Here is a 25898-nt window from a genome sequence, read left to right as displayed (position 1 = left end):
AATGGAAGGAATTCTAAATAAATATAAAACAACGAAGTTAGAGGATGTAAAAATTTGGTTTAAAGCTGCTTCAATTAATGCTTTTCCAAAAGATGGTGGAGCTTGTGTTAAGTACAATGATTTGCAAATTGCTGTATTTAATTTTGAAAGACTAAACAAATGGTATGCATGCCAAAATTTATCACCAGAAAAACAAGAAATGGTTTTAAGTAGAGGTATGATTGGTGATCATAATGGAACTCCAATGGTTGCATGTCCCTTACATAAAAAAACGTTTTCATTAGAAACAGGAGAAAATTTAAACGGAGATTTAGATCCAATTGCTACCTATCCTGTTAAAATTGAAGGAGAAAATGTGTATATTGGCTTTTCAGAATAAAGCCAAGAAATGAAGCCAACAAGATTTGAAACTGCAATTGCAATTATTGATCAGAAAAATGCTGAAGACACAACCACATATCAAGTAGCAGATATAGCATACCCTAAAGAATTGCTGTATTCTCAAAGAATGACAAGAAAGTTATTGCAATTTGAGCCAAATGCATCTAAAGCATTGCAAGTTGCAGCAAGAGCACAACATATTTGTCGTTGGAAAATTGCAAGAAATGAATATCCAATGGATAGAGTTGGGTATTTAAAATGGCGTGAAGAATTAAAAAAAATGCACGCAAAAATTACTGGAGAAATTTTAGAACAAGTAGGTTTTGATAATCAATTTGTAGAAAGAGTTCAGAAAATTATATTAAAAAAACTACTAAAAAAGAATGAAGAAGCACAAGCTTTAGAAGATACTATTTGCTTGGTTTTTTTAGATTACTATTTCGAAGAGTTTGCCGCAAAACATACAGATGAAAAGGTAATTGATATTTTAAAAAAAACCTGGATAAAAATGTCTAAAAAAGGTCATAAAGCTGCATTAACACTTCCTTTTTCTGATAAAAGTTTAGCTTTAGTAAAAAAAGCAATTTCTTAAAAATGTAATTTAAAATGACAAAAAATGCTAATTCATTAGACCAAAGAACGTTTAATAAATTAAGTCGTTTATATGTAATAGCTTTAAGTACAATTGCACTCTCTGTAATTATCAGTCAATTTTTAGTTAGAAATCATCTAGAAACTCAAAAAAGCGATTCTACTGTAATTAATATTGCAGGTAGGCAAAGAATGTTGAGTCAGAAATTAACAAAAGAAATTGTTTCTCTTTCTGTTTCCTCTAATGAAAAAGCAAGACTTTTATTTAAAAATAAGATAAAAAAAACACTTTATTTATGGGAGTTATCTCATAATTCACTTCAAAAAGGTAATGACAGTCTAGGGCTTCCAAAGCAAAACAGTACAGAAGTTAAGAATAAATTTAAAGTTATAAATCCGGTTTTTAAAACCATCCAAAAAGCCTCAAAGTCAATTGTAAAAAAATTAGATAAAAATGCTTTAATTCCTATAGAAAACTTAGCGCCAGAAATTAATGAAGTTACAAACAACGAAGGCTCATTTTTATTAATAATGGATGAAATTGTAAATCAATATGATTTAGAGGCAGATGAAAAAGTTGTTTGGTTGCGTAAGTTAGAGTTCTTTTTAATGGGCTTTACTTTACTAATTTTGTTAGTAGAACTACTATTTATTTTTTGGCCTACAGCAAAATCTGTAAAAGCAACACTTACAGAATTATTGATAGCAGAAAAAAAAGCTAAAAAAATGGCTTTTGATGCAGATTTGTTAAGTATCGCTAAAGAAAAATCCATGAAAGAATTAAAAACCTTAAGTCATGCCATGGATGAAACTTTATTGTTTGCAAGAATTTCTCCTAAAGGAAATTTAATTCATATGGGAAACAAGTTTTCTCGCTTATTTAAGTTGTCTAAATTTACAAAAGAAGTTTTGTTTTGGAATGTTTTGTCAAGTAATAATAACGAACAAATTGCTTTAGAACTTTTAATTGATAAAAATAAAAAAACAGGTTGGCAAGGAGAGGTTAAAGCAACCACAAAAGCAGGTAAAGATATTTGGTTAGAAATGTCTATTATTCCTTACAGACCAACAGAAGACAAGTTAGAGTTATTAATTATAGGATCAGAAATCACAGATAGAAAAGCGGCTCAATTAGAAATAGAAAGGTTAACAAAGGCTAGTTTTGAAGAGAAAATGAGCCAGCAAAAAATAATCTCTAGTAAGATTATTGAAAATCAAGAAAAAGAACAAAACAGAATTGCCAAAGATGTTCATGATGGAATTGGGCAAATGTTAACAGGTTTAAAGTATAATTTAGAAAGTATCAATACCAAAGATATTGAAAAAACAAATTCTAAAATAGAGCATTTAAAAGAGTTAACTGCAAACATTATTAAAGGTGTTAGAACTGCAACTTTTAACTTAACTCCACCAGAATTATCAGATCATGGTATTGTGCCAGCAATTAATAAATTAACTCAAGAATTAGGTAGGTTAACGGGTAAGGAAATTGTTTTGTACAATAAAACAGATTTTAATCAACGATTAGACTCTTTAGTAGAAATAAATATTTATAGAATTACCCAAGAAGCAATTAATAATGCCATAAAATATGCAAATTCCTCACATATTTTAGTGTCACTTTCTCATAGTAAAAATATTTTAAGCATTAATATTGATGATGATGGAAAAGGTTTTGAGCCATCAAAAGTAAAGAAAGTTAAAAATGGAGATGGTGGAATGGGAATGACTTTTATGAAAGAACGTATTAAATATATTGATGGTAGACTGTTCTTAAATTCTGAATTAGGAAAAGGAACTAGAGTTACTTTAAATATCCCGATTTAAAAAAATACGTAGTTTTACTTAAAATTCTTATTTTTGTAAGTATAAAATATATACAGTTATGATTAATGTAGTTTTGGCAGATGACCACATCTTAGTAAGAGATGGAATTAAAGCGCTTTTAGAAGATCAAACAGGAATTATGGTTATTGATGAAGCTTCTAACGGAAAAGAAGCTTTAGAGGTTATAGCTAAAAACAAGCCTCATGTTTTAATTATTGATATTCGTATGCCAGAAATGAATGGAATTGAAGCTGTAGCAGAAATTAAAAAACAAAAAATTGATATAAAAACATTAATGCTTTCTATGCATGATTCTGAAGAATATGTTGTAAAATCTATACAAGCAGGTGCAGATGGTTATTTATTAAAAGGAGCAAGTAAAGAAGAGTTTTTAAAAGCGGTAACTAAGGTTGCTGCAGGAGGTAAGTATTTTACAGGAGATGTTTCTTCTATTATTATGAATAATTTTGTAAACGGAAATGCTACTAAATTTCAAAAAACTAAAACAAAAGTTAAAGAGCTTCCTTTTAAATTAACAAAGAGAGAAAAACAAATACTTAGTTTAGTTTTAGAATTGAAGAACAATAAAGATATTGCAGAAGAATTATCTATTAGTAAGCGTACTGCAGAGGTTCATCGTTTTAATTTAATGAAAAAGTTAGAGGCTAAAAACCTTCAAGAACTTACCACTAAAGCAAAAGAATATCATTTAATATAGATGTTTTATAATTTTTTGTTTTTATTACTCGTAATTTTATAGCTTAATTTTAGCATATTCTTAAAATCACTATTACCTAATTATTAATCTTTTAATAATTATAAAAATACGTATTTTTTAACATTAAAACTAAGTATTTATACTTATTTTTACATCATAAAAATAGGTATCATGATCAATTTAGCTCAAGAAAAATCAACAAAATTAAGTTTATTAGATTTTAAAAACGTATCAACACGTACATTTTGGATTACGTCAATTTCATTCTTTTTATGTTTTTTTGCATGGTTTGGTATTGTGCCTTTTATGCCAGATGTTGTTAAAGATTTAGGTTTAACACCAGACCAAAAATGGAACTCAATTATATTAGCGGTTTCTGGAACCGTTTTTGCACGTTTACTTATAGGTAAATTATGTGATAAATACGGACCAAGATTATGTTATACATGGTTATTAATGTTAGGGGCAATTCCTGTAATATTATGTGGGTTAGTACAGACACCAACTCAATTTTTAGTTTGTAGATTATTTATTGGTTTTATTGGAGCTTCATTTGTTATTACTCAAGTACATACTTCTTTAATGTTTGCGCCTAATATTGTAGGAACTGCTAATGCAACTTCTGCAGGTTGGGGTAATTTAGGTGGAGGAGCAAACAGGTTAGGAATGCCTTTAATTGCAGGAGCAGTTGTTGCTTTTGGTGTTGCAGATGCAGAGGCTTGGAGGTATTCTATGGTAATTGCAGGTATGGTTTGTTTTTTAATGGGTATTGTGTATTTCTTTTTTACAAAAGATACTCCAAAAGGAAATTTTAGTGAATTAAAGGCTGCAGGTGAAATGGTGGTTACTAAGAAAGATCAAGTTGGTTTTTTAGAGGTATTAAAAGACTATAGAGTTTGGATTCTTTTTGTAGTGTATGCAGCAAGTTTTGGAATTGAATTAACGGTTTATGGAACGATGGATGATTATCTTCAAAATACGTTTCAATTAGAAAGAGTTACTGCAGGTAACATTGTTTTGTCTTTTGCTTTAATGAATATTTTTGCAAGAACTTTAGGAGGTTTCTTTGGTGATAAATTTGGAAAATTAAAAGGGTTAAGAGGGCGTGTTTTGTTCTTATCTTTCATTTTAACTTTACAAGGAATTATTCTAATTTCTTTTTCTGGGGCAACAAGCTTAATTTTAGGTATTGTATTATTAATTTCATTTAGTTTAAGTGTTCAAATGGCAGAAGGGGCAACATTTTCTGTAGTGCCATTTATTAATAAAAAAGCAATTGGTTCAGTTTCTGGAATTGTAGGTGCTGGTGGTAATGTTGGGGCTTTTTTAGCAGCCATGTTATTAAAATCTAAATCTGCAGTAGCAGAAAAAGCAGCTATTTTATCTAGTGAAGGTTTAGGAGATGAGGTGGTAAAAGCAGCGCAATCTGCGGCATCTTCTAGTGCAGTTTCAAGTGGATATTTATTAATAGGTTTTGTAGTTGTTGCAACAGGAATTATAGCATTATCTATTAAATTTTCTGCAAAAGAAGAACAAGACGAAGCTTCAAAAGATTTAGAAGATTTGATTCCAGAATTAATTCCTGTAAACGTAAAAAGTTAATTTTCTAAATATTTTTTTGTCGATTTAAAAATACATAGTATGTTTTTTTAAGTTATTCAAAATAATAAAATGAAACTTAGGATAGTAAAAAATTAATGTCGTATTTAGTATAAAATGGTAGTCTAAATGATTAAAAATGAAGTTAAAACTACTTGCTCTTATTGTGGAGTTGGTTGTGGAATTATCGTAAAAAAAGACATTAACAACAAAGTTTTTGTTGAAGGAGATAAAGAACATCCTGTAAATAAAGGGCTTTTATGTTCTAAAGGAATGAACTTGCATTATGTAGCTAATGATACTTCAGACAGAATTTTATATCCAGAAATGCGATGGTCTCGTTCTCATCCTAGAGAAAGAGTTTCTTGGGATACAGCTTTAGATAGAGCTGCCAATGTATTTAAATCAATTATAAAAAAACATGGTCCAGATTCAGTTGCATTTTACGTATCAGGTCAGAGTTTAACAGAAGAATATTATATCGCAAATAAATTAACAAAAGGATTTATTGGAACCAATAATATAGATACCAACTCACGTTTATGTATGAGTTCTGCCGTGGTTGGTTACAAAAAAACATTTGGGGAAGATAGTGTGCCAATTTCTTATGAAGATATAGATTTAGCAGACTGTTTTTTAATTACAGGAGCAAATCCTGCTTGGTGTCATCCTATTTTATTTAGAAGGATAGAAAAACGCAAAGAAGAAAATCCGAATGTAAAAATTATAGTAATTGATCCTCGTAAAACAGATTCTGCAAATTTTGCTGATTTGCATTTACAATTAAAACCAGGTACAGATGTTGTTTTGTACAATGCAATTGGTAGAAGATTGTATAAAAGCGGATTAATTGATGAAGATTTCATTAAAAAACATACTCAAGGTTTTGATGATTATAAGAAAGTAATTTTTAATACTACTTTAAAACAAGCTTCTAAAATTTGTGGAGTTCCAGAAGATGATATACAAAAAGCCGCAGAAATAATTGGTTTATCTAAAGGCTTTATAAGTATGTGGGCAATGGGTTTAAATCAAAGTGTTATTGGTACAGATAAAAACACATCGCTTTTAAATTTGTCTTTAATTACAGGTCAAGTTGGTAAACCAGGTTCTGGTCCGTTTTCATTAACAGGGCAACCAAATGCAATGGGTGGTCGTGAAGTTGGTGGAATGGCAAATTTACTAGCTGTACATAAAGATTTAGGAAACGAAGAACATAGAAGAGAGGTTGCGCAATTTTGGGGAGTAGATAAAATATCTCCAAACCCTGGATTAACAGCAACAGAATTGTTTGATGGCTTAGAAAGCGGAAAAGTAAAAGCAGTTTGGATTGCTAGTACAAATCCGTTGGTAAGTATGCCAAATTCACATCAAATAGAAAAAGCAATGGCAAAATCTAAGTTTGTTGTTGTACAAGAAATTTCTCATAAAGCAGATACTTTGCAGTATGCAGATTTAGTGTTACCTGCAGCAGCTTGGTTAGAAAAAGAAGGTACTATGACAAATTCTGAGCGTAGAATATCTTATTTACCCAAAGAAATTGAAGCTCCAGGAGAAGCAAGACCAGATGTAGAAATTTTCTGCGATTTTGCACAAAGAATGGGTTTTAGAGGCTTTGATTTTAACGGTGCAGAAGAAATTTATGATGAATACGCTTCAATGACCAAAGGCACAAATATTGATGTTTCTTTCTTAAATTATGATCGTTTAAAAAACGAAGGTACTTTTCAATGGCCAGTTAATGAATATCGAAGTAAAGGAACACCACGTTTATTTCAGGATAAAAAATTCTATACACCATCTCAAAAAGCAATATTTAATGCGCCATCAACTATAGAAAATACTTCTGTAAAAACAAATGATGAATTTCCGTTAATTTTAACTACAGGTCGTATTAGAGATCAATGGCACACCATGACTAAAACCGGTAAAGTTGCAAGGTTAAAAACACATTACCCTAAACCTGTATTAGAAATTAATCCTATTGATGCTTTTCTAAAAGGAATTAAAGATGGAGATATTACAGAAATTAAAAGTAAAAACGGAGTTGTAAGAGTTCGTGCAAAAGTAACAGATGCCATTAAAGAAGGTGTTGTTTTTTTACCAATGCATTGGGGTAAAGTTTTAAAAAGTAACTTAAATAGAGCAAATAATTTAACAAATACACATATAGATCCTGTTTCTAAAGAACCAGATTTTAAATTTACAGCAGTTTCTGTGGTTAAATATAAAAAACCGAAAGAAAAAATTATAATTGCAGGTGCAGGTGCTGCAGCTTTTCGTTTTTTACAAAATTATAGAGATTATAATCAAGTAGATGAAATTCATGTATTTTCTAAAGAAACAAACTTGTTTTACAACAGAGTTTTGTTGCCAGAATATATTACAGAAGAATTAACTTGGGAACAATTATTAAAAATAAAAAATGCTGAATTAAGCAATTTAGATATTAAAATTCATCCAGAAAAAATTATTAATAATATTGATAAGGATAATAAAACAGTTACAGATTCTAATGGTAAAATACATACTTTTGATAAGTTAATTTTAGCAACAGGAAGTAGACCTTTTATCCCTAAAGATGTGCAAATAAATTTACCTGGGCGTTTTACAATGCGTAATAAAATAGATGCAGATCGTTTTAAAAGTTATTTAGATAATACAGGTTTGCCTCCAGAAGAACAACATGTTGTAATCGTTGGTGGTGGTTTATTAGGGCTTGAATTAGCAGCAGCAATGAAGCATAAAAATGTAAAAATTACAATTATACAAAGGGCTTCTCGTTTAATGGAACGTCAGTTAGATTCCATTTCTAGTAAATTATTATCTAAAGATGTACAAGAAAGAGGTATTCAAATTTATTTTGATAATGAAGTAAGTACTGTTTTTGATGATGAAGATACAGGTGAATTAACCATCAACCTAAAATCAGGAAAATACATTACAGCAAACGCAATTGTGTATGCAATTGGCACAAGACCCAATATAGAAATTGCTAAAAATAACGGAATTAATTGCGGACGTGGAGTTAAGGTGAATCAACATTTACAATCTTCTCATCCAGATATTTTTGCCATTGGTGAAATAGCAGAATTCGAAAATAAATTATTTGGTATTACATCTGCAGCAGAAGAACAAGCAGGTATTTTAGCCAACTTTATTGCTGGAGACATAAGTGAAGCATATAAAGGTTCTGTGTTAATGAATATTTTAAAATTTAACGATTTAAACCTATGTAGTATTGGAGAAATTTCTGTTCCAGAAAACGATCCAAGTTATGAAGAAGTAATATTTACAGATATTTCTAAAGGATATTACAAGAAGTGTATTGTTAAAGATGATTTGTTAATTGGAGCAGTTTTAGTGGGCGATAAAAACGAGTTTGCAGAATTTAAAACTTTAATTGAGAGTAAAATTGAAATGTCTGATAAGCGTGATACTTTGTTAAGAGGTGCTTCAAATGACACGCCAATGTTAGGAGAATTAGTTTGTTCATGTAGTCAGGTTGGGTCTGGAAATATTGAAGAAGAAATTGCTAAAGGTTGTACAAATTTTACAGAATTATGTAATAAAACGGGTGCAGGTCTAGGTTGTGGAAGTTGTAAAACTGAAGTTAGAGAAATATTGAATAACGCAAAAGTAGGAGTATGAGTAAGCAACTAAATAGATTGATTGTAAAAGGCGGAGTTTTATCTCCAGGAGAGCTAAATTATATTTGTGAATCTGTAGAAAGTTTAGGTTTAAAAACCATCTCTTTTGGCTCTAGACAAGATATTTTATTATCAGAAAAAGCAAAAAAAGAAGATCTTGCAAAGTTCGATAAATTAAAAATTGTAGAAGCAGATGAAATAGGTGTAGAGAACATAGTTTCCTCTTATGTTTGTGCAGATATTTTTCCAAGTACTTCTTGGTTAACAGGAGATAGATACTTGTATTTGTTAGAACAATTTCGTCAAAAATCGAAATTAAAAATAAACCTAATAGATCCCAAACAACGTTTGGTACCTCTATTTACTGGTAATATAAACTTTATTGCTTCAGAGCATGAAGATTATTGGTATTTGTATGTAAGACTTCCAGAATGGAGAAAAACTCAAATGTATCCTGCTTTAATTTATAGTTGGGATTTAGGAAAGGTAGAAACAGCAATAGAAAACATACTGCAAGAGGAGCCAGAAACTGTAGAAATGATTTTTGATTTGGTAAATGATGCAATTGATACCAATAATAGAACTGTAGACAAGCCTTTAGATGTACCTTTTTATCCTTTTCCATATTTTGAAGGTATGAACAAAATAGGAATAGATAAATACTGGTTAGGTTTGTATTGGAGAAACAATAAATACGATATTTCTTTCTTAAAAGAAATGTGCGAATTGTGTTCTGAAAATAAGATTGGTAAAATATCTATTACTCCTTGGAAATCTTTTGTTGTAAAAGGAATTCCAAAAGAGTCTAAATTGGTTTGGGAAAAATTTTTAGGTAAAAGAGGTATTAACGTTCGTCATTCTATGTTAGAGTTAAACTGGCATATTCCTGTGGCAAATAAAGACGCTTTAAATTTAAAGAAATATTTGGTTTCTAACTTCGATCAAAATGATATTAGTACCTATGGTTTAACATTCGGAATTACAAACTACAGTAAGTCTGCTCATTATTTTACATCAATAGTTGTAGAAAAAAATAAACAACCAGAAAAGATTGGTAATTTTCAAACTAGAGACACTTATAATTTATTGTATGCAAAAGATTTTGATCCAAATACAAGAAAATACATTATGCACGTTCAAGACGTAGATAAAGTAGAATTACCAGGATTGTTAATGGAGTTAAGTCAATTATATTTTGATCAATTAGGGAGTGAAAAAGAAGCGGAAAAAGAAGCTTTTGTAAATAAAGAAACCACAGAATTAGAAGTGTATCAATGTAAAGATTGTTTAACAATTTACGATGAAGCTTTTGGAGATATTACTCAAGGCATTGCACCAGAAACCATTTTTAATGAATTACCAGAGAATTACGTGTGTTCGCTTTGTGAGGCTCCAAAAACTAGTTTTGAGAAAGTAGTATTACAAAAAGAACTTTAAAGTGGCAATATTTCATTCACATAAAATACCTCAAGAAACCCCTAATAGTAAAGGTTTAGGGTGTGAAGTATGTAAGAAAAACCAATGTATGATACATAGGTATAGTAATCAATTATTGTTAGAATCGGTTTCAAAAAATACAGTTTTAAAATGCAAAAAAGGACAACAATTTATTATTGAAGGAGCTCCTGTAAATGGTTTGTTTTTTATTAAAAAAGGTACTGTAAAAGTTTTTAGAACTGGTATAAATGGGCGAGAACAAATAGTTCGTTTTGCAAAAGATTGTGAAATTATTGGACATCGAGGTTTTGGAACTCAAGAATATTATTCTATTGGTGCAATTGCTTTACAAGACACAGAATTATATTATTTTTCAAAAGAACATCTACAAAAAGTATTGTTAGAAAACCCTAAGTTTTCTTATGAAATGATGTTGTTTTATGCAAACGAACTTAACAGAAGTGAAAATAAAGTAAAGTCTATTTCTCAAATGACAGTTCGTGAAAGAGTAATTGATACCTTATTGTACATTCATAGAAAATTTGGAGATTTACGAGGTTTCTTAAACTTACCATTAAGTAGAAAAGAATATGCAGACTATGCAGGTACTACAGAAGAACAAGTTATCAGAATATTTTCTACATTAAAAAAAGAAGGATTAATTATTTCTCAAGGAAAAAAAATTGGTATAAATAATATACAATTACTTAAAAAAGAAATAAGTGAACATAACTACTTTTTAGATAGTTAGTGCTTTTTTCAATTTCCTGCTATTTAATAGTTTTTAATATGTTGTAAAAACCTTTTTTAAGGTGTGTTTTTACATACTTATTTAATTCTAAGTATTTTATTTTTGTTAAATAAGTATTAATACTTACTTAATAGAAGTGAAACTCAAAATTAAATAATAATGGAAGCAAAAACAATTACTCTTGTACAAGAATCATTTAAAAAAGTAAGACCCATAGCTGATACTGCAGCAACAATATTTTATAATAAATTATTTGAATTAGACCCAGAACTTAAACCCTTATTTCCTAGTGGTGAAGAAGCAATGAAAACACAAGGTAATAAACTAATGACGATGCTAGGAGCTGCTGTTGCTGGTTTAAGTGATTTAGATGCTTTAATACCTGTATTAGAAGGTTTAGGAAAAAAACATGTGGGTTATAATGTTAAAGAATCTCATTATAGCACAGTTGGAGCTGCGTTACTAGCAACTTTAGAAGCAGGTTTAGGGGGTGATTTTACTCCTGAAGTTAAAGATGCATGGGCAGGTGTATACCAAACAATGTCTAGTGTGATGATAGGAGCATCTTATTAAATAACATAAAATATTCATTATGAAAACTACAAATAAATTATACATATTAGCAATATTAAGTTTTACTTTTTTTATTTCTTGTGATGGAGTTCCTGAAGAAAAATCAAAAGGATCTGCATCTGAAAACACTTTTTCAGTAGCAGAAGTTTTAGAAATGGTATCAAAAGAAAATGATGTAACTAGAACATTATATACCAAAGCAATTGTTGGTAAAGGGAAAGCTCAAGGAATGAAATTTGATGAAGATTGGAGAAAAGACGATGTAGAAGCGGGTCCTCTTCCTGCTCTATTTTTAAGAGGTGTAGCATCTAGTATTAGAAAAAGTCCAGTTCCATTAGGGTTATATCTTGGTTCTGATTTTCCTGTAAATGCAGCAAATAAATTTCAGGGTAAACAAGCAGAGTTATTTGAGGAAATAAAAAAAGATAAAAAGCCTCAGTTTTTTTATGATGAAGAGCAAAAATTACACACAGCAATGTTTGTTGATTTAGCAAGTGCAGGAGCATGTGTTTCTTGTCATAATGAACATCCACAAACTACAAAATCAGATTGGAAGTTGGGAGATGTTATGGGAGCTACAACTTGGCAGTATCCTAAAGATTCTTTAAGTTTTAAAGAAACGGTTGCTTTATTAAATTCATATGCAGAAGGTACTTTAGACATTTATAAAGAATATTTGGATGAAATTGATGATTTTAAAGAAAGTGGAAAGCCACAAATTGGAGAAAAATGGCCTGCAGAAGGTAATTACTTACCAACACCAGAAGTATTTTTAGATAGTGTGAAAAAATTATCTTCCTATACTACTATGAAGGTATTGATGGCAAAAAAATAAAATAATTTATCTTTTTAAGTATAAAAATTTATGGTATTTAAATCTAATAAATCTACTTTATTAGGATTACTATTACTAACAGTCTATTTCTTGCAATTTTTCTTAAAACTAGATTGGAGTTGGTTATCTCATCTGCAACAACAAGAAATTTATAAGAGATGGTCAGGAGTATTATTAGCCACATTTATTTTGTTCCAATGGTTACTCACTTTTACGAGAGTAATAAAAAACTGGAGAAAATATAATATAACAATACAAAACCTTCATAAATGGTTAGGAGCTGTTAGTCCTTTGTTTTTCTATATACATAGCACACAATTAGGGTATGGTTATTTGTTATTGATGTCATATGTGTTTTTATTTAATACCCTTTTAGGGTATCTAAATTTAGATGTTCTTAAAAACAATAGTGATATTTTGTTTAAAGGATGGATGATAGCACATGTAGCATTATCATTAATAATTACATTTCTGTTAGTGTTTCATGTAAGTATGGTGTTTTATTATAAATAAAGAAAGCAGTGAAATTATTAGTTAAAAATATAGTTAAAGAAACAAATGATGCCATAAGCATTCATTTAAAAAACGGAAATTTTTTTAAAAAAATAAAATACAAACCAGGGCAGTTTCTAACAATTAAAGCAGTAATAAATGAAGAAGATCATAAAAGAGCTTATTCTTTTAGTAGTAATCCTCATACAGACAAGGATTTAAAAATTACTGTTAAACGTGTTGAAAATGGTTTAGTTTCTAATTATTTATGTGATTCTTTAAAAGTTGGAGATTCTTTAACAGTGGATCCAGCTGCAGGTTCTTTCTTTGTTTCTTTAGATAAAAAAGAAAAGAAACAATATGTTTTATTTGCTGGAGGTAGTGGTATAACACCCATGTTTTCAATTATAAAATCTGTTCTTAGTGAAGAGAAAGACTCTAAAATTTTACTTATTTACGCAAACCAAAGCATAGCGTCAATAATTTTTCATGATGAAATAAAAAACTTAGAAAAAGAATATTCAAATAATTTTTTTGTGGAACATATTATTGCAAATAATAAAAAAGAAGAAAAAAATTATCATTCAGGATTAGCAACAAAAGAACTTATAGATAGGTGTTTTTTAAAACATAAATTAACCTACACTAATCACGTGTATAGGATTTGTGGACCTTTTGGTTATATGGAAAAAGTTAAAGAAATTTTAAGTGAAAATAATATTTCTAGAGAACAAATTAAATTAGAGGTATTTAAAATGCCAAAAGTAAAAGTAACTGGTAAAAACTTTGTAAGTGATGTTACTTTAAAATTTGAAGGAAAAGAGCATACTTTAAAGTTTAAAGGTGATAAATCTATATTACAACAAGCAATGGCTCATAATATATCTTTACCTTATTCTTGCAGGTCTGGAATGTGTTCTACTTGTAAAGCTAAATGTATAGAAGGTGAGGTAAAAATGACAGAAGGTCATATTCTTTCAGAAAATGAACAAGAAAGTGGAAGCGTTCTTACATGTATCAGTTATCCAACAAGTGAAAAGATAGTTATAGAAATCTAACTCATTATTTATATGTTAAAAATAAGTCCACTTCGTAAAAGGCAATTTTTTGGATGCATTATTGGTTTAATATTAGCAATCCCTTTAATTTATGTTTTAACACTAGATACATCAGAAGAATATCTGTCCATTGGCCCAATGAATACTGGTCATAAAGATTTAAAATGTTTTGCTTGTCATGCAGATGCTAATGGAAATCTTGTGCAACAAATACAGTCTAATATTTCTTATACTATTGGAGCTAGAGACAAAAATGTAGATTTTGGAACGAAAGATGTTACCCTAGATAATTGTTTACAATGCCATGACAGACCTAATGATAGACATCCAGTATATAGGTTTTCAGAGCCAAGGTTTAAAGAAGCAATTGAACAAATAAATGCTACAACCTGTATTACATGTCATACAGAACATAAAAAAGAAAGAGTATCTCTTGATAAGGTTAATTACTGTATGAACTGTCATCAAACGCTAGAGATTGAGAATGACCCTTTAGATATTTCTCATAAAGATTTAATTTTGAATGAAAAATGGTCTACTTGTATACAATGTCACGATTTTCATGGAAATCATAAGTATAAGGTACCAGAAAAATTAGCAGACACAATTTCTCTAAAAAATATAAAAGAATATTTTAAAGGAGGAAAAGATCCTTTTGGAACAGATAAAAAATATACTGCACTATCTCTAGAAGAATGGTTAAAGACTGTAAATCCATAATTAGTGTAATTTTATATTTTTTGATTTAAGAGAAAATCAGAATTTAATTTTATAAAAAGACCTTTCAAAAGTGAATTTGAAAGGTCTTTTTTACGTAGAAAAATACTTATAATCTATAAGTACGTAGAAAATATAATTGTTTTTTATATTTTTCAACTACCTGTATTTTAGTTTTTTATATTTAAAATATGTTTTTTAGTAGTTTTTAATATGTTTTAAAAAGAGGTTTGTTTATGGTTAATATCATAAGTTAAAATTAAATCTAGGTATATATTTGTCAAAAAATAAGTATTAATACGTAGATTGTTAAAACCCATTCAAATGAAATCTCTATTTAAAAAATCGACTTACATTTTACCAGCAGCAATGTTATTATTTGCATGTGGAGGTAAAGAAACTAAAAAAACAACAACAACTGTTGAAGCAAAAACAACAACAACAAAAACATTAGAAATTGAAAAACCTCAATTAACTTTTGGCTTTATTAAATTAACAGATATGGCTCCTTTGGCGATTGCTAAAGAAAAAGGTTTTTTCGAAGATGAAGGGTTATTTGTTTCTGTAGAAGCACAATCTAATTGGAAAAATATTTTAGACCGTGTTATTGATGGTCAATTAGATGGTTCTCATATGTTAGCAGGTCAGCCAATTGCTGCAGGAGCAGGTTTTGGGCGTCAAGCAAAATTAGTAACTCCTTTTTCTATGGATTTAAACGGAAATGGAATTACAGTTTCTAACGATGTTTGGTCTAAAATGAAACCACATGTACCAAAAGATAAAGATGGTAAACCAGTTCATCCAATAAAAGCAGAAGCTTTAAAGCCTGTAATTACAGAATATAAAAATTCTGGGAAAGCTTTTAAAATGGGAATGGTTTTTCCAGTGTCAACTCATAATTATGAAATTAGATATTGGTTAGCTGCAGCAGGAATTAACCCTGGTATGTATACAAAAGAAAACGTACAAGGACAAATTGATGCTGAGGTTTTATTATCTGTAACACCACCACCACAAATGCCAGCAACTTTAGAAGCAGGTACTATTCATGGATATTGTGTAGGTGAACCTTGGAATCAACAAGCAGTTTTTAAAGGAATTGGTGTGCCTGTTGTAACAAACTATGACATCTGGAAAAATAATCCTGAAAAAGTATTTGTAATGACAGAGAAATTTATTGAAGATAATCCAAATACAGCAATAGCAGTTACAAAAGCATTAATTAGAGCTGGTAAATGGTTAGACAAACCAGAAAACAGAAAAGAAGCGGTACAAATTTTATCTATGTCTCAATATGTTGGTGCTCCTGTAGAAGTTTTAGCAAATTCTATGACTGGTACTTTTGAGTTTGAAAAAGGTGATAAAAGACAAATGGAAGACTTCAATGTGTTCTATAAATACAATGCAACATATCCTTTTTATTCTGATGGAATTTGGTTTTTAACTCAAATGAGAAGATGGGGTCAAATTCCTGATGCAAAACCAGCAGCTTGGTACGCAAATACAATTAAAGATATTTATAGACCAGATATTTGGAAAAAAGCAGCAGCTCTTTTAGTTGAAGAAGGAAACATACCTGCATCAGACATTCCTGCCACAGATGGTTACAAGCCAGCAACTGCAGATTTTATAGATGGTACAACTTACGATGCTAAAGATCCAATTGGATACATCAATAGTTTCTCTATCGGAAATAAAGACAAAAAATAATTTTACCAAAAGTAATAATGAAACATCGATAATTGATGATTTCTAAGTAAAGAAAATCATCAATTAGGTGTTGCATGTGACCATTTAGTAACACAAATAAAAAACACATGAAAGCAAGTTTAACACTAGGAAAAGTTTCTAATTTTTTAGGATTGGGAATTTTAACAACATTAAAAGATCTTTTTACTGGGAAATTAGAGAAAGAAGAGTTTAAAAACTTTTTAAGAAAAGCAATAGTGCCACTTGCTTCAATTTTGTTATTTATTGGTTTTTGGCATTTAGGTGCAAAAACTTTATATAATATTGAAGCAGAATTTAAGATTGAAAAAGCATTAAAAGATCAAGGTCAAGCTGCTGCAGACGCTTTAGAAGTGTGTATTGCTTCAGGAGAGTCTAGTTGTCAGCCAAATACATTGCCATCTCCAGCTCAAGTTTGGGATTCTTTTCAATCACTAATAAGAGATCACAAAATTATTAGTGAAGATAAAGCAGCTTTTATAGAAAAAACGGCAGCGTTAAATGAAAAAAGAGTTGCAGAAGGTAAAGAGGCAATTGTATATACGGGTAGACCATCTTTTGTAGATCAAATTTTTAGAAGTTTACAAACTGTTTTTGCAGGATTTTTGTTGGCATTGTTAATTGCAGTTCCTTTAGGAATCTTTATAGGGCTAAGTGCTACGTTAAAAAGTGCTTTTAATTGGTTTATTCAAATTTTTAAACCTGTATCTCCTGTAGTTTGGTACTTGTTAGTTTTTATGATTGTAAAAACTTTACTAATTGGTTCTGCTAATGATAGTTCGTTTACTATTTCTTTTATAAGTGTTGGTTTATGTTCTATGTGGGCAACTTTAGTAAACACAGCAATGGGGGTTTCATCTGTAGATCAAGATTATATAAATGTTGCAAAAGTTTTAAAATTAGGAACTTTTCAAAAAATATTTAAAGTTGTTTTACCATCATCTTTACCATTAATTTTTACAGGTTTAAAAATCACATTATCAGTTGCTTGGATGGTTTTAATTGCAATTGAACTTTTGGCACAGAGCCCTGGATTAGGGTTGTTTGTTTGGGAAGAATTCCAAAATGGTGCAAATGATTCTAATGCCAAAATAATTGTTGCCATGTTTGTGATTGGTATTATTGGTTTCTTATTAGATAGATTAATGTTAACAATTCAAAATTGGGTTTCATTCGATAAAACTGATGCAATTTAACATGTGTAAATGTGTAATTGTTTAATTGTGTAATCGCACAGAACAATTACCCAATTAAACGCTTCAACAATTAAACATAATAAAATGGCATATTTAGAATTAAATAATATTTGTAAAACCTACGGAAAAGAAGGAGATGAAACAGAAGTTTTATCAAATATTAACTTAAAAATAGAAGAAGGAGAGTTTGTTGCTATTGTAGGTTTTACTGGGAGTGGAAAAACAACTTTAGTAAATCTAATTAATGGATTATTACAACCAACAAGTGGAGAGGTTTTATTTAAAGGAAAGCCAGTAATTGGTACAAGTCATGAACGTGGAGTAATTTTTCAAAACTATTCTTTACTACCATGGTTAACGGTTGGTCAAAATGTCTTTATGGCCGTTAAAGAAGCTTTTCCAAAGAAAAGTAAATTAGAATTAAATGAAATTGTTGCCAATTATGTAGAAATGGTAAGTTTAACTCCAGCTATTAATAAAAGACCGAATGAATTATCTGGTGGTATGCGTCAGAGAGTTGCAGTTGCAAGAGCTTTAGCAATGAAACCAGAAATGATAATTATGGACGAACCTTTAGGCGCTTTAGATGCTTTAACTCGTGGAAATTTACAAGACGAAATCTTAAATATTTGGGGGAAAGATAAAAGAACGGCTTTGTTAATTACTAATGATGTTGATGAAGGAATCTATATGGCTGATAGGATTATTCCATTAAAACCTGGGCCTAATGCAACTTTAGGTCCAGAATTTAAAATAGATATTGATCGTCCTAGAGACAAGACAGAAATGAACGATAATGAAAATTTTAAGAAAACTAGAAATGAAATTATTGAGTATTTAATGGATATAGGTAATGAGCGTAGATCAGAAGCAAAAGAAGAATTTATTCTTCCAGAATTAACGCCAAAAGATTTTGTTAATCAATTTAGATAGAAAAAAGATGAGCACTATAACAGAAAATACAATTATAAAAAACAGGTTAGAAAACGGAAAATTTCCTTCTAAAGATGTAATGTTAGATCTAAAAAACCTTAAAAAAGTATATCCAACACCAAAAGGAGATTATGTGGTTTTAGAAGATTTAAACCTTCAAATCCGTAAAGAAGAATTTGTAACAATTATTGGTCATTCAGGATGTGGAAAAACAACTATGCTTTCTATGATTGCAGGGTTAAACCCTATTTCTGGTGGTAATATTGCAGTTCTTGGAAAGCATATTAAAGGACCAGGACCAGATAGAGGTGTTATTTTTCAATCACCAAGTTTAATGCCTTGGATGACTTCTTTAGAAAATGTTTTATTAGGGGTGAATCAAGTATTTCCTCACGCAACAAAAAAAGAAAGAGAAGATGTAGCTAAATACTATCTACAAAAAGTAGGATTAGAAGATGCATTTCATAAAAAGGCAAGTGATTTATCTCAAGGAATGCAACAGAGAGTTGGTATCGCTAGAGCATTTGCTATTAAGCCAAAAGTATTATTATTAGATGAACCTTTTGGTATGTTAGATTCTTTAACAAGAGGAGAATTACAAGATATTTTAATAGAAATATGGAATAAAGAAAAAATTACAGCAGTTATGATTACTCATGATGTTGATGAAGCAATTTTTTTAGCAGACAGAGTAGTAATGATGACTAGTGGTCCTAAAGCAAAAATAGGAGACGTTTTAGACATCAATTTTGAAAGACCTAGAACAAGAAAATCAGTTTTAGAACACGAAGATTATTATACATACAGAAAACACCTAATAGATTTTTTAGAACATTAAATAAAATAAAATAAAAATAAACCACTATTTAAATTAAATTAAAAACAAAGAACATGAAAAAACAACATATAATTTTAGGACTATTATTGGTTAGCTTTCAATTTGCAAAAGCACAATTTACATTAGATGCAGAATTTAGACCAAGAACAGAATATAGAAGCGGATTTGGAAATTTAATTGCAGATGGAGCAGATGCTGGTTTTGGAATTTCTACAAGAGCAAGATTAAATGCGGGTTATACTACAGATGCTTATAAAGTATTTATTAGCTTACAAGATGTTATGGTTTGGGGAGAAAACAGACAGATTTTACCATATGATGCCAATAATTCTTTTGCAGTATTTCAAGCCTGGGCAGAATTAAAATTAGGAGAAAATACAACAACTAAATTAGGTCGTCAGGCATTAGTATATGATGATCAAAGAATTTTAGGAGGATTAGATTGGGCACAACAAGGTCGTAATCATGATGCTGCTTTAATCAAATATAAAAAAGATAATTTTATGTTAGATGTAGCATTAGCGTTTAATCAAGATTACTCAAACCCAACAGGATTTATTTCTTCTGGAACAGCATATAATACAACAGGACTTTTCTCTTATAAAACAATGCAAATGTTATATATGAAGAAAAAATGGGATAAAATGACAGGTAGTTTATTATTATTAAATAATGGATTCCAAGAATTTGACGCAGCTAGTGCTGCAGATGGGGTAAGTAATTTACAAACTTTAGGTACGCATTTAACATATAAAGAAGGAGCTTTTGGTCTTGCTGCAAATGCATATTTACAAACAGGTAAACGTCAGGGAGCAGTTGATGTAAAAGGTGCTTATTTACTTGGTTTAGACGCAACATATAAAGCTTCTCCAAAAGTTGGTTTGGGATTAGGTTTAGAGATGATAAGTGGTAATGATGGAGCAGCAGGAGAAACAGGAGCTTTTTTCCCATTATATGGTACAAATCATAAATTTAACGGATTTATGGATTATTTCTATGTTGGTAATCACGCAAACTCTATTGGTTTAGTAGACCTTCATTTAAGTGCTAATTTTAAACTAAGTAAATCTTCTAGTTTAATGGTAAAAGCTTTAAACTTTAGAGGAGAGCAAGCATTAGCTAGCGGAGAAAAATCTTTAGGTACAGAAATAGATTTAGTTTACAAAAAAGCATTTAAAGGTTATGCTTTAGTGTTAGGTTATTCTCAAATGTTTGCTAGTGATGGAATGTATGAGTTAAAAGGAATTACAGAAGCTGCAGCAGCTGGAACTCAAAATTGGGCTTGGGCAATGTTAGTAATTAAGCCTAAATTTTTAAGTAGAAAAAAATAAAAAAAATAAGATTTTAGCAATTTTCGTTCGTTTTTGTGTTAACAAATTTTAATTGCTACTTTAAAATCCCTCTAACGAGGGATTTTTTTGTATTGTAAAATTTGTATTTTTCTTCTTGTTGGTAAAAAAGCACAAATTTTGTTAAGGGTAATTTAAAAGCAATATTTTATTATTAGTTTTTTGTTGGCGCTAAAAAAAATTGATAATACTAAATCTGCCACAATTTTTTTATAATTGTAAATTTATAAAGATTAATTTGTTTAGGTCAGGATTGTTAGCTAAACTATAATTATTGTTTATAGCTATAATAGTAATTAAAGAATCTTCAATAGAAAAGTCTCTAACTTCAACTCCATTACTACCAAATTATATGTAATTAGTACTGATCTCCATAACATTAAAAACAAAAACTGTCCTTGTATTTAATACAAGGACAGTGAATAAATTATTAATTCTTATAGAAAAGTTTAGTTTGTAATATTAGGATTGGCTAAAATCTCGTCTTGAGGTATTGGTGTATCATAATCTACAGCAGAATTCCAATCAGGTTTTTCACCTTCGTACCCAGAAGCACTAAATACAACATCTCCTAATTGTCTTCTTTTAATATCATACCATCTTTTACATTCAAAAGCAAGTTCAATTCTACGTTCTTCTAAAACATCTTCTACAGTTATTGTAGTAAGATCAGCAGGAATAGTACTTGCAGGAATAGTTTCTGAAGCATAACCTCCATCAGTTGAATCTCCCCCTTTTCTTGCTCTAGCTCTTACTTGATTCAATAAACTTAAAGCATCTCCTGCTCCTATTTCTACACCTGCTTCTGCTGCAATTAATAACACTTCAGCATAACGCATCATTGAATAATTATGACTTGTTGCTCTTTTGGCTCCTCTTGCATATTCACCAGGAAAACGTGTGTACTTAGCTATATATGGCTGATTACCTGCATGTTCATGACCGCTATAAGTGAAATTTGTGTAATCTACAATAGAATCCTTAATTGATGCTACTGTTTGAAAACTAACACGTGTTCTATAATCACCTTCATCAAATGAATTATAAACAGCTAAAGTAGGTACAGCTACAGACCAACCACCATCACCATCATCACTATCATCGCTGTAATCACTCTGATCTCCTCTAACACCAGTCATAGGAGCTATTTGATCATAAGCATTATCATCTGCTTCAACACCATTGTAATCCAATACAAAAATAGGTCCCATTAATCCATCAACTTTTTCTGCATTAAATAAATCTTGAAAATTATCATCTAAACCTAAACCATAAGTTCCTTTATTATCAATTACTTCTTTAGCATAATCATATGCTTTTTGAAAATTTGCAGTACCATTAGTACCGGCCATAGTTAAATGAACTAAAGCTAAATATGATTTTGCTGCTGCTTTAGAAGGTAAACCAGATGGAGCTGAATTAGGTAACCAAGTTTCTGCATATTTTAAATCAGAAATAATTTTTTCATAAACCTCTGCTTCTGGAGTACTACTGATAGTTTTAATAGCTTCTAAATTGTCTATTGTTACAACTTCACCAATATAAGGAACGTCTCCAAACAATCTAACTAAGTGAAAGTAATAAAAAGCTCTTATAAAGTATGCCTGTGCAATAACAGGGTTTTTTTCAGTTTCATCAACATCAACAAATTCCCCAGCATAAATAGCCGTATTAGCTGCTGCGATACCAGAGTAAATTCTATCCCAAGGATCATAAACCATTTCATTATCACCAGTTATGGTGTGTTGATCCATTTCTACTCTTCTTGTTTGACTAGATTGTAAATTTACCATATCTGATCTTAACATTAAAGCTATAGATAATTTTCTACCCCATATTTCCTCATTAATTGCTGGAGTATAAGCTCCATTTACTGCTGTTTGAATATCGTCTGTGGTATTAAATACACCTTCTGGAGACAATACACCAACAGGCTCTTCTATTAAATCTGAACATGCTGTTATTGATAACCCTATCATCAATAAAACAAATATTTTATATAATTTCATAATTTTTTTATTTTAAAATTTAATATTAACACTAAAACTAACCGATTTAACTGTTGGGTAATTTCCAAAATCAAATCCTCTAATAGTATTACTAGCAGTATTACCTGTATCTCCTGATGTATAATTAACCTCTGGATCTAAACCTGAATACTTTGTAAAAGTTAATAAATTCTGTGCGCTTAAAGATAACCTTACTTTATCTATTCCAAGGTTTTCAATAACATCATTAGATAAATTATAACCTACAGCTTATATTCTTTAATCTAACGTAACTTCCATCTTCTACAAAGCGAGAAGATAATTCTCTATCACTATTATTTCCTACACGAGGTTGGTCTGTATTAGTATTTGAAGATGAATAGGCATTATTAAAATACTCATAAGTAGTATTAGAATCTCCATTATTTAACACTGAATTGTTTAAGTTGAAAATTTCTCCTCCTTGAGATCCTTGAAAAAAGATGTTCATATCCCAATTTTTATATTTAAAATTATTTGTAATACCCCAGGTAAAATCTGGATTAGGATTACCTATAATTTTTCTATCTTCAGAACCAAGTGCTCCATTTGTATTTCCATCTTTATCAGCAACATCATAAAACAACGGGTCTCCAGCTACAGCACCAGCATTAGTAACAGTTCCTGTTGGTAAGGTTCCTCCATCATAAACTCCTGCATAATCATAACCCCAAAACAAACCTACTTCCTCACCTTCTCTTAATATAGAAGTATTTTCAGACCCTAAATAAGATGGTTGACCTGAACTAAAAAAATCTATCCCATTAATTAAACTTACTACTGTATTTTTATTTTTAGAAAATACAACATCTGTTGTCCAACTAAAATCATCATTAGTAATATTACGTGTATTTAATGAAATATCTACCCCTTTATTATTAACCTCTCCTACATTTGCTAAAATTTCAGAGTTTAAAAAACCTGCAATCTGCGGAATAGATTGATCTGCCATTATAATATCTTTTGTGTCAATATTATAATAATCAGCTGAAAGTATTATTTTGTTATCTAATAAACCTAAGTCAAAACCAAAATTTGCTTGATAAGATGACTCCCATTTCAAATCTGGATTAGCAGGCTGATAAGGTGTAAAAGCAAAAACAGTATTTCCACCATTAGAAGCATAAAGACTTTCTAAACTTGCTAAAGATTCATATGCATCAATACCAGGATTACCAGTAACACCATAACTTACTCTTAACTTTAAATTAGAAATAGTTTCATTATTTACTAAAAACTTTTCATTTGAAACTTTCCAACCTAATGCTGCAGATGGAAAAATAGCATATTTTTCATTAGCAGCAAAATTTGAAGCACCATCACGCCTTACTGTAGCAGTAATTAAATACTTATCATCGTAATCATAATTTACTCTACCAAATTGAGACTGAATCTCTTTTTCTTTTAAATATGTTTCACCATTGCTACTATTTATTACGTCAGTCGCGGTCCATAAACCATAATAAGAAAAAGAATCTGAAATAGTTCCTGTTCCTTCAGTATAAAATCCTTTATCTGTTTTTTTCTGGTATGAAACACCTGCCAATAAAGATAGAACTCCTTTACCTACTTCTTTTTTGTATGTTAAAAAACTTTCAGTTAACAAAGAACTTTTATCATCTTCTTCCATAATACCTCTACCATATGATCCTGCATCTGAAACCGTTAATGTTCTAGGAATATACCTTCCTCTAAAAGTATTCTTTTGACTTAAACCTAAAGTTGTTTTAAAATTTAAACCCTCTATTATTTCATAATCCCCATAAAGATTCACTCTAAATTCATTTATCTCAGTATCATCTTCTCTTTGAGTAGCTACAGCCCAAGGGTTATCAATATCACCTGCACCATATGAACGAACAGCTTCAAAGCCACCTGCATCATCATAGATACTTAAATCAGGAGCAAAACGCATTGCTAAAGTGATAACATCATCATTACCCACAGAACCTGAACCATCTGATTGTGTTGCAACTCCATTTTTCTCACTTAAATTCCCTGTTAAATTAAGTCCTACCTTAAATTTATCTGTCAATTGAGCATTTATATTAGTAAGAAAAGACATTCTTTCGTAAGCAGAATTAATCAATACTCCTTCTTGTTTAAAATAAGTAGCTGATGCATAGTAATTTGCTTTATCAGTTCCTCCTGAAAAAGAAAATTGATGATTTGTAGTGCTACCAGCTCTATAAATTTCATCTTGCCAATCGGTATCATATCCACCGTCTGTATAAGCTACAGTACTACCTTGATTTGCTAATACTTGATTTCTATAGTCTATAAAATCACTAGCATTTAAAAGATCTAATCTGTTAGAAGTTGTTTGAACAGAATGTGTAGAATTGATTTCAAAATTCATTTGACCTGATCTACCTACTTTAGTAGTTACCATAACTACACCATTTGCTCCTTGAGAACCATAAATAGCTGTTGCTGAGGCATCTTTTAAAATCTCAATAGACTTAATATCACCTGCTTGAGGCATTGTAGCTCCAACAAAACCATCAACAACGATAAGAGGAGCACTACTTGCATTAATAGAAGTATTTCCTCTAATTTGAATATTAATAGGTGCTCCTGGTTCACCACCATTATTAGATTGTATAGCAACACCTGCTGCTCTACCTTGAATTGCTTGAGCTGCATTTAAAACAGGAAAAGCATTTAATTCTTCAGCCTTTACAGAAGAAACAGAACCAGTTACATCACTTTTTTTACGAGCTCCATAACCAACAACTACAATTTCATCTAATGCACTAGCATCTTCTACTAAAGCTACATTAATTGTTTTGTTGTTACCTACTTTAATTTCTTGAATAGCATACCCTAAATATCTGAACACTAATATTGATTCAGAACTTGGTGCTTCAATAGAGTAATTTCCATCGAAATCTGTAGTGGTACCTATCGTTGTACCTTTTACTTGAATACTTACTTCAGGAAGCCCATATTTATTGGAGGCATCCGTTACTGTACCACTTACTTTTTGTTGTGCAAAAGTAAACAGCGACGCTAATAAAAATAAGCATGTACTTATTTTTTTAATTAAGATGTTTTTTGACATAAAATTTGAATTTTAGTTAATTATTTTATTGGTCAGCCAAACTGGTTAACCAAACTGGTTTGCCAAAGATAGGTATTTATTTTTATTAATAAATATTTAACTTAAAAAAAAAGAATGATTCTTTTAAATTTTTA

20 protein-coding genes are annotated in these 25898 nt (G+C 30.1%); 18 read left to right on the top strand and 2 right to left on the bottom strand.

What is annotated here, in order from left to right; all coding sequences use genetic code 11:
- Window position 1: 1 nt before the first annotated feature.
- The 18 genes from nirD (at window position 2) to ABJG40_RS11560 (ending at window position 20655) form a co-directional block, all read left to right on the top strand.
- On the top strand, window positions 2-379 hold the full coding sequence (gene nirD, locus ABJG40_RS11645) for a nitrite reductase small subunit NirD (RefSeq protein WP_348024754.1): 378 nt from the start codon (window positions 2-4) through the stop codon (window positions 377-379).
- 9 nt (window positions 380-388) lie between these two features.
- Window positions 389-973 (top strand): DUF4202 domain-containing protein, encoded by a 585-nt coding sequence (locus ABJG40_RS11640; protein ID WP_348024753.1) that lies wholly within the window; start codon window positions 389-391, stop codon window positions 971-973.
- Window positions 974-987: 14 nt separating this feature from the next.
- Entirely contained in the window at window positions 988-2799 is a 1812-nt protein-coding gene (locus ABJG40_RS11635) for an ATP-binding protein (protein ID WP_348024752.1), read from the top strand.
- A 58-nt stretch (window positions 2800-2857) separates the two neighbouring features.
- Window positions 2858-3517, top strand: a complete 660-nt coding sequence (locus tag ABJG40_RS11630) for a response regulator transcription factor (RefSeq protein ID WP_348024751.1) — start codon at window positions 2858-2860, stop codon at window positions 3515-3517.
- Between the two features lie 171 nt (window positions 3518-3688).
- Window positions 3689-5119 (top strand): MFS transporter, encoded by a 1431-nt coding sequence (locus ABJG40_RS11625; RefSeq protein ID WP_348024750.1) that lies wholly within the window; start codon window positions 3689-3691, stop codon window positions 5117-5119.
- Window positions 5120-5245: 126 nt separating this feature from the next.
- Window positions 5246-8767 carry a molybdopterin-dependent oxidoreductase gene (locus ABJG40_RS11620; RefSeq protein WP_348024749.1) on the top strand — a complete coding sequence of 1174 codons (3522 nt, stop codon included), beginning with the start codon at window positions 5246-5248 and terminating at the stop codon, window positions 8765-8767.
- A complete protein-coding gene (locus tag ABJG40_RS11615; RefSeq protein ID WP_348024748.1) occupies window positions 8764-10203 on the top strand; it encodes a rubredoxin in 1440 nt (479 codons plus the stop codon). Before ABJG40_RS11620 ends, ABJG40_RS11615 begins: the two co-directional genes overlap by 4 nt.
- Before the next feature lies 1 nt (window position 10204).
- Window positions 10205-10954: a Crp/Fnr family transcriptional regulator gene (locus tag ABJG40_RS11610; RefSeq protein WP_348024747.1), complete on the top strand. Its 750-nt coding sequence runs from the start codon at window positions 10205-10207 to the stop codon at window positions 10952-10954.
- Between the two features lie 159 nt (window positions 10955-11113).
- On the top strand, window positions 11114-11527 hold the full coding sequence (locus ABJG40_RS11605; RefSeq protein ID WP_348024746.1) for a globin family protein: 414 nt from the start codon (window positions 11114-11116) through the stop codon (window positions 11525-11527).
- A 19-nt stretch (window positions 11528-11546) separates the two neighbouring features.
- The gene (locus ABJG40_RS11600; protein ID WP_348024745.1) at window positions 11547-12362 is read left to right on the top strand and encodes a DUF3365 domain-containing protein; all 816 of its coding nucleotides are present in this window, start codon (window positions 11547-11549) and stop codon (window positions 12360-12362) included.
- Window positions 12363-12392: 30 nt separating this feature from the next.
- Entirely contained in the window at window positions 12393-12875 is a 483-nt protein-coding gene (locus tag ABJG40_RS11595; RefSeq protein WP_348024744.1) for a hypothetical protein, read from the top strand.
- Window positions 12876-12883: 8 nt separating this feature from the next.
- Entirely contained in the window at window positions 12884-13912 is a 1029-nt protein-coding gene (locus tag ABJG40_RS11590) for a ferredoxin--NADP reductase (RefSeq protein WP_348024743.1), read from the top strand.
- A 12-nt stretch (window positions 13913-13924) separates the two neighbouring features.
- Window positions 13925-14632: a cytochrome c3 family protein gene (locus ABJG40_RS11585; RefSeq protein WP_348024742.1), complete on the top strand. Its 708-nt coding sequence runs from the start codon at window positions 13925-13927 to the stop codon at window positions 14630-14632.
- Between the two features lie 321 nt (window positions 14633-14953).
- A complete protein-coding gene (locus tag ABJG40_RS11580) occupies window positions 14954-16339 on the top strand; it encodes a CmpA/NrtA family ABC transporter substrate-binding protein (RefSeq protein WP_348024741.1) in 1386 nt (461 codons plus the stop codon).
- A gap of 107 nt (window positions 16340-16446) precedes the next feature.
- Window positions 16447-17553, top strand: coding sequence for an ABC transporter permease (locus ABJG40_RS11575; protein ID WP_348024740.1), 1107 nt, complete (start codon window positions 16447-16449; stop codon window positions 17551-17553).
- 84 nt (window positions 17554-17637) lie between these two features.
- Window positions 17638-18486 carry an ABC transporter ATP-binding protein gene (locus ABJG40_RS11570; protein ID WP_348024739.1) on the top strand — a complete coding sequence of 283 codons (849 nt, stop codon included), beginning with the start codon at window positions 17638-17640 and terminating at the stop codon, window positions 18484-18486.
- A gap of 7 nt (window positions 18487-18493) precedes the next feature.
- Complete coding sequence (locus ABJG40_RS11565; RefSeq protein ID WP_348024738.1) at window positions 18494-19324, top strand: ABC transporter ATP-binding protein; 831 nt, start codon at window positions 18494-18496, stop codon at window positions 19322-19324.
- 53 nt (window positions 19325-19377) lie between these two features.
- A complete protein-coding gene (locus ABJG40_RS11560; protein ID WP_348024737.1) occupies window positions 19378-20655 on the top strand; it encodes an alginate export family protein in 1278 nt (425 codons plus the stop codon).
- A 467-nt stretch (window positions 20656-21122) separates the two neighbouring features.
- Here ABJG40_RS11560 and ABJG40_RS11555 read toward each other — a convergent pair whose 3' ends face one another.
- Both ABJG40_RS11555 and ABJG40_RS11550 read right to left on the bottom strand, forming a co-directional pair.
- Window positions 21123-22682: a RagB/SusD family nutrient uptake outer membrane protein gene (locus ABJG40_RS11555; RefSeq protein WP_348024736.1), complete on the bottom strand. Its 1560-nt coding sequence runs from the start codon at window positions 22680-22682 to the stop codon at window positions 21123-21125.
- Between the two features lie 235 nt (window positions 22683-22917).
- Entirely contained in the window at window positions 22918-25764 is a 2847-nt protein-coding gene (locus tag ABJG40_RS11550; RefSeq protein WP_348024735.1) for a TonB-dependent receptor, read from the bottom strand.
- Window positions 25765-25898: the final 134 nt, after the last annotated feature.

The sequence above is a fragment of the Polaribacter sp. genome, assembly GCF_039939415.1.
Classification (GTDB): Bacteria; Bacteroidota; Bacteroidia; order Flavobacteriales; family Flavobacteriaceae; genus Polaribacter.
The sequence above is the reverse complement of the archived record's forward strand: the minus strand, read 5'-3'. Positions and strand labels throughout refer to the sequence as shown.